Source organism: Limosilactobacillus agrestis, assembly GCF_014145585.1.
GTDB classification, from domain to species: domain Bacteria; phylum Bacillota; class Bacilli; order Lactobacillales; family Lactobacillaceae; genus Limosilactobacillus; species Limosilactobacillus agrestis.
Window position 1 is genome coordinate 1 of record NZ_JACIVF010000059.1, and the last position, 6,097, is coordinate 6,097.

A 6,097-nucleotide genomic window follows, 5' to 3' on the forward strand; every position below is an offset into this window, starting at 1 on the left:
ACTTCAATATGAGCAGAATCTAGTTGCCTAGAAAAATATTTATTCAATTTTAAAGCAAGAACATACAGGTTCCAACTTTAAGGGTACACGTCATTTTGAAGTTTTCTTTCAGCCCTGTTTTGTTTCTCGTTTCAATTTAGTCCAATATTGGTTTTGTTACACGAGCAAGTTGTTCAATTACTTGTTGTCCCGCTGCCATTGATTGATTTTTATCAGTATAAACTGCAATCGTATAGTCTGTTCCGTTACTATTTTTTACGTAACCAATACTATTGACAATCCATTCATCTTTACCGTAATTTAGCCAACCGTTTTTTAATGCGAAATTATCGCTACTTGCTGAAATTCCCCAGGCTTGGTCGCTTTCGATATTACTCATCAAATTACGAATTTCGCTTCTTTCTTCGTTAGATAAAACCTTAGATTTATAGAAAATATTATTTAAGAGTTTCACTTGATCTTTCGGGGTAGTAACAGTTAATCCCCAACTGCTATTAGCCTGTGATTGGGTCATACCAAATTTTTCAAATGTTTGTTGGAGACCGTTTTTACCGCCAAGATAGTCTTCGAATAATTCACTAGTTGAATCATTATCACTTTGTTCAATCATTTTAGTAGCGAGTGATTTTTGGTGGCTTGTAAGAGGGCTTTCTTGTTTAGCAAGAATCCCTGCTAGAATACTAACCTTTACTGTACTAGCAGTTCGAAATTTATGATGGGGTGCATTGCTAGAAGTATAAATTTGGTGGGTCTTTGGGGAATATACCGCAATACTTACATTATTATTGGAAGTGAAGATGATTTTATTCCATGCGGATTTTAGGCGGGCACTAGTCGAGCTAACGTGCCGGATCCCCATAATAATAAGTAAAATAGCGATAACAAATAAGATAAGCCTGCGCGGTTTATGACGATGACTTTGCGATCTTTGCATTTTAACCGACCCTTTCTGATTAAAATTAGCATACTTATTAATAATACAGATAATTTTTAGAAGATGAAAGGTACATCTTCTTAATTTAATGAAAAATAATGATTTTATTTAAATTGTTATCAAATCGTTACACCCTTTTTAGACAGAATAGGATATGATAATTTAATGTATAAAGGAGAGAAATGATGATAATGAAAAAAGTTAAGTCTTTTTTTACCAAATTATTATTGGTAACGGCAATAATTAGCGTCTGCTTAAATGGGGTGGGGATGTTCACAAAAGTTCATGCTGATCCTTTAGCTTTTCAAATGGATGCACGAGCAGCTTATGCAATTGATGCAGAAAGCGGACAGGTTTTATACCAAAAAAATGCTACTAAACGCTACCCAATTGCATCTGTAATTAAAATATTGACTTTAGGAGTAATTTTACAAGATATTCGAAATCATCATTTAAAGTGGGATCAAAAGATTAAGATTACCCCAGCAGTTGCTAAAATGGCAGATGATTGGCACTTTTCAAATGTTCCATTAATGAATGGAGAGAAATATACTGTCCGTCAATTAGTTGATTCAATGATGTTGGTATCTGCTGATGGAAGTACAGAAGCACTAGCATTAGCTGATGCTGGCAGTACAGCAGCCTTTAATAAAAAGATGATGGCATTTGCGAAAAAAGCAGGAGTTACAGATATAAAAATTTACAATATGATTGGGTTGCCTAACGGGGACTTAGGAAAACATAAACTAAAAGGAGTAGATAAGGACGCCGAGAACTTATTATCTGCTAAAGATGTTGCTCTTATTTCAAAATATCTTGTTGATGAGTATCCTGAAACTCTCGACATCACAAAGCAAAAGTTTGCTAATTTTGATGTAACTAAAGACCAACAATATCTAATGACAAATGTAAATGCTCTTTTACCACAAAACGGTTTTGCCCCTAAGGATGGGGAAATTGATGGGTTAAAGACTGGAAATACTGATCGCGCAGGTAAGTGTATTGTGTCAACGGGAACCTTTGCAGGACGCCGGATTATTTTGGTTGCCTTGCATACCAAAGGAGACTGGAATAATCAGTCAAAGATGCAGCAGGACTTTTATAATAAATTAAGTGCTGAGTATCAGCCAGTTGAAATTAAAAAAATAAGTGATCTTTCAACTAAGCTCACCAGTGTAAAAGTAAAAGATGGTAAAAATAAGAATAAGACTAATATTAAGTTAACAAAGGAGCCTACAGTTTGGCTTCCGAAGAATATGAAATTACAAGCAACTCAACCAACACTAAAAATGTATAATAGTGATCAAAAACAATTAACAGCACCGGTAAAGAAGGGGCAAAAAGTTGGTTCAATCGAGTTACATATTTCAGGATTGCCTGATTTTAGTATTCCAGTAAGTGCCAGTCAAAGTGTTGCTAAAAAATCGATGTTTTAATAAATAGGTCGATGATAGAACGTTCTATCATTCTATTGATCGACCTATTTAAGGGGTGTAATTACTCGAAAATAAAATTAACTATAATTACGAGTCATATTATTTGTATAATTTAAATTATAAAAATATAATAAAGATGAATTAGGAATTATAGCTATTATTTTTAGGAGGTAATTATTATGGCTGATTATGCAAAGCGTCAACTTAAGGCTTTAGATCGGATTGCAAAGAAGATTGCAGATGCAGAAGGACACTTAACAAAGATTGAAGATAGTGTTGATAACAAGAAGCATCGTACAGCACAACATGAGACAATTAAGGATATTAAGTCAATTCTTAAGCATGCTCGGAAAGTTGACAAATATGAAGATAAACTTGAAGAACGTGCTGGTGAAGGACGTAAGGATCCAGCAGAAAATCATTATGTTTACATGCAAGATGAAGAAAATGTTATTAAGGATCTTACCAAAGAATTTGATGAATTAGATCAAAAGCTAGCAGCTCTTCCTGATGATGAGGGTGGTAAGATTAAGGCCTTCCGTGCAGAACACGATTACCTTGATAAGGCAAAGGAAATCCTTCAAAAGGCTGGTAAGTACAACCCAGATACCAAAGATTAATTGAAAATTCCTAATGAAGTATAAAAGAGATTAGAGTAAAATCTGATCTCTTTTATACTTTATAAAAAAGAAGCGGAAAAATAGTCTTCATACAAAGTCGGCTATTTTCCGTTTCTTTTGTTACTTATTAGATTTCATGATTAGTATTCTACATGCCACTTAATAGTGTATGTTTTTTCCTCACCTGGATGTAAAGTAATATCACCAAATTCAGGATGGTTAGGAGCATCCGAAAGAGTCTGTGCTTCCATTGCTAACCCAAGATGGGGATGAACTTGTCCGTGATTGTAAACTGCTGCATCATCTGAGTTCATAGTATACATAACTAATCCATTGCGATCAGAGTAAAGACTCATCTTCCGGCCGCTTTCTGGATCTTCAAGTGTGGCAACTGGTTTTGTGAGACTAGGAGTAACTTCCCAAATATCGTCAAAGCCGTTTTCCTTAGTTGAACTCATTTTTTCTAGAGCATCTTCCATTTTAGTTGGGGAGCTAAAGTCAAATGGTGTTCCTTCGTTAGCGATCTTTTCACCGGTTGGAATCTTGCCATTGTCAACGGCTAAGTGATTTTCAGAGTTAACGTAAAGCTTTAATTGGTCAATTGTTGGAACATTTGCTGCTGCCATATTCCAGTAAGTGTGGTTGGTAGGGTTGAATAACGTATCGGCATCAGTAGTAGCTGATATCTTAAGTGAAAGAAAATCATCATTATTTAAAGTGTAAGTTGCAGTAATATGCATCGTACCAGGATACATATCGATTTCAGGGCTTAAGGTTAAATTGAGGGTGATTGAAACAGCATCATCGGTTGCTTTTGTGCTATCAACATGCCAAATATGACTGTAAAAACCATTAGTGCCACCGTGAAGAGCATTTTTTCCGTCATTTTGTTCAATTTGGTACTTTTTATCATTAATACTGAATTTACCATTAGCAATTCGTCCGGCAACCCGGCCAATTAATCGGTTAGTGCAGAAGCCGTTGTTGGTAAATTCATCAAGATTTTCTGAAGTTAAAATCATATCAGCTTTACCGCCGTCTTTTGTTGGTACCTTAAAAGATTGTAGTAAACCAGCAAAATCTAAAATCCCTGCTTGGACCCCGTTATCATTAGTTAAAATGTATTTGGTAACAGGTTCGCCCTTATAAGTTCCAAATGGTACTTTAGATATTTCCATAAATAAATTCCTCCTTGAAGTAAGCGCTTTATTCACTTACTTATTTTACCACATATTTATTTTAAAATCGTGCAATCGTTTGCACATAAAATAAATATGCTAGAATAAAAAATATTAGATATATTATAGCAATTGGGGAATGTGAGATGGCTAAAAGTAAATGGGAAAGATTTAAAAAGAATTTTAATAAAAATTTCACTGATTTCTTAATGATATTCGCAGCTGAGCAGGATTTTATTAACAAGCATCGACATAAAAGCAGTTCGATTAAAGAACAAGACCGTTATGGAAGCGATCAGCGAAAAAATTGATCCAAAATACTGGCGTTATTGAATGGTATTTATTGAAAGAATATAAATTCTTTCTTTTGTTTTCTACGAATAGTCAAGTATATTAAGGTGTTTCTTTGAGATTAATTTAAGAAAAAACTATTTAGATAGTTAAGGTAGTTTAAAAAGGGAATTTAAGGTATAACAAAATAAACTCATGAACTAGATTTATTTTTCATGGGTTGTAGAATAATAGTAAGAATCAATCCTAAATTATGCTTTGGCTATTTGATAATTATAAGATTGATTGTATTTTACAAGATGATAAATCGTTCTGAGAAGGCGATGTATCGCGGCAATGGCAATTTTCTTAGTCCCTGGCTGAGAAGATTGCCTTTTCCTTTTCTGATAAAAGTCGTTAATATGATTAGGATGAAAGTGACTAGCGACCGCAATATTTTGGATGGATCTAAATAGAATTTTACGAGCGACTGCGTCACCACGTTTACTAATATGATCGGTAGCAACGAAGTTGCCCGATTCATAATGTCTAAGATCAATTCCAATATAGGCATTAAGTGCATTACTACTGTGAAAGCGGCGAATATCACCTAATTCACCGATTAAAGAAGTAACGGTTCGTACACCAAAGCCAGGAATACTTAATAGTAAATCATATTCAGGTAAATTTTCTGCTTCGTGTTGCATTTCTGAAATGATCTTATCTTTTTCATGGACTTCCTCAACGATGCGTTTAGTTAAGTACTGAATTTGTTCGTAAACATAGGAATTGTCATTAACAACCGGATAAGCTTCTTTAGCAAGTGATATTAGCTTTTTGGTAATACAGGTGGCGCGGTTAGTTGATATAACTTTATTAGTGCTATCCTGGATAAGCGAACGTAAATCAGTAAACGAAGTTTTAAGAACCTGTGAAGGACAGGAAAAACGCATCACAATTGCCCAATATAGCTCGTTATTAGTATTACTAAATAATGACTCCAATTGAGGGAAAGTAAGTTGTAAGGCACGATGTAGCCGATTTTTATGGTTAACAACATCTCGACTTACTTCTTGGTAAAAGCGGCTAAGATCGTGTAACTGTTCATATACTGGGGCCTGCTTATAAGATAAAGAGCGGTGAATAATGAAACTAGTTTGAGCTAGGTTAAGAGCGTCAGCTCGATCAGTTTTATAGGGACGTAAACTATCGAGTTGCTTTTTAGCAGTTAAAGGGTTAAGCATCGTATAATTAAACTCATTACAATCAAGAAAGTGTTGAAGAGTACGAGAATAAATACCGGTCGCCTCAAAAACCACTTCAGGTTGATGGAAGACCTTAAGGAGCTTTAATAAATTATCTAATCCAGGACGATCAAGTGTTAGTTTACACTCATCAACTTTTACTTTATTAACTACAATTGCCAAGTTAATTATATGTTTACTAACATCAATCCCAAATACAGTACGCATTTTATCATCTCCAAATGAAGTAGAATCACAAAAAGTCTATTAAATCTAATTTTCAATACACGACTTAAGAGCCAACAGACTAAGAGCAGATTAAGAATAGACTTGTGAAGTTGCCAGTTTTAAATCCGACGTCAAGCGTCATACAAAAGTACGACATGTCAACTTCACCCCTACTTTAACAAAAAAG

General features: G+C 34.5%; 6 protein-coding genes. 3 read left to right on the forward strand and 3 right to left on the reverse strand.

The genetic code is table 11. The annotated features are described in order from the left end of the window. Positions 1 to 136 precede the first annotated feature (136 nt). Positions 137 to 934 carry a serine hydrolase gene (locus H5R88_RS06235; RefSeq protein ID WP_182600544.1) on the reverse strand — a complete coding sequence of 266 codons (798 nt, stop codon included), beginning with the start codon at positions 932 to 934 and terminating at the stop codon, positions 137 to 139. Positions 935 to 1,125: 191 nt separating this feature from the next. Here H5R88_RS06235 and H5R88_RS06240 point away from each other — a divergent pair, with 191 nt between their 5' ends. Both H5R88_RS06240 and H5R88_RS06245 read left to right on the forward strand, forming a co-directional pair. Next, the gene (locus H5R88_RS06240; protein ID WP_182578888.1) at positions 1,126 to 2,370 is read left to right on the forward strand and encodes a D-alanyl-D-alanine carboxypeptidase family protein; all 1,245 of its coding nucleotides are present in this window, start codon (positions 1,126 to 1,128) and stop codon (positions 2,368 to 2,370) included. A gap of 179 nt (positions 2,371 to 2,549) precedes the next feature. Next, the gene (locus H5R88_RS06245; RefSeq protein WP_182578887.1) at positions 2,550 to 2,990 is read left to right on the forward strand and encodes a hypothetical protein; all 441 of its coding nucleotides are present in this window, start codon (positions 2,550 to 2,552) and stop codon (positions 2,988 to 2,990) included. Between the two features lie 140 nt (positions 2,991 to 3,130). Here the strand turns inward: H5R88_RS06245 and H5R88_RS06250 are convergent, their stop codons facing one another. After that, on the reverse strand, positions 3,131 to 4,168 hold the full coding sequence (locus H5R88_RS06250) for an aldose epimerase family protein (protein ID WP_182600545.1): 1,038 nt from the start codon (positions 4,166 to 4,168) through the stop codon (positions 3,131 to 3,133). A 146-nt stretch (positions 4,169 to 4,314) separates the two neighbouring features. Between H5R88_RS06250 and H5R88_RS06255 the strand changes: the two genes are divergently transcribed. Then, on the forward strand, positions 4,315 to 4,479 hold the full coding sequence (locus H5R88_RS06255) for a hypothetical protein (RefSeq protein WP_182600546.1): 165 nt from the start codon (positions 4,315 to 4,317) through the stop codon (positions 4,477 to 4,479). 231 nt (positions 4,480 to 4,710) lie between these two features. On the opposite strand, the gene H5R88_RS06260 is transcribed toward H5R88_RS06255, so the two are convergent. Beyond that, a complete protein-coding gene (locus H5R88_RS06260) occupies positions 4,711 to 5,910 on the reverse strand; it encodes an IS110 family RNA-guided transposase (RefSeq protein ID WP_182578375.1) in 1,200 nt (399 codons plus the stop codon). Positions 5,911 to 6,097: the final 187 nt, after the last annotated feature.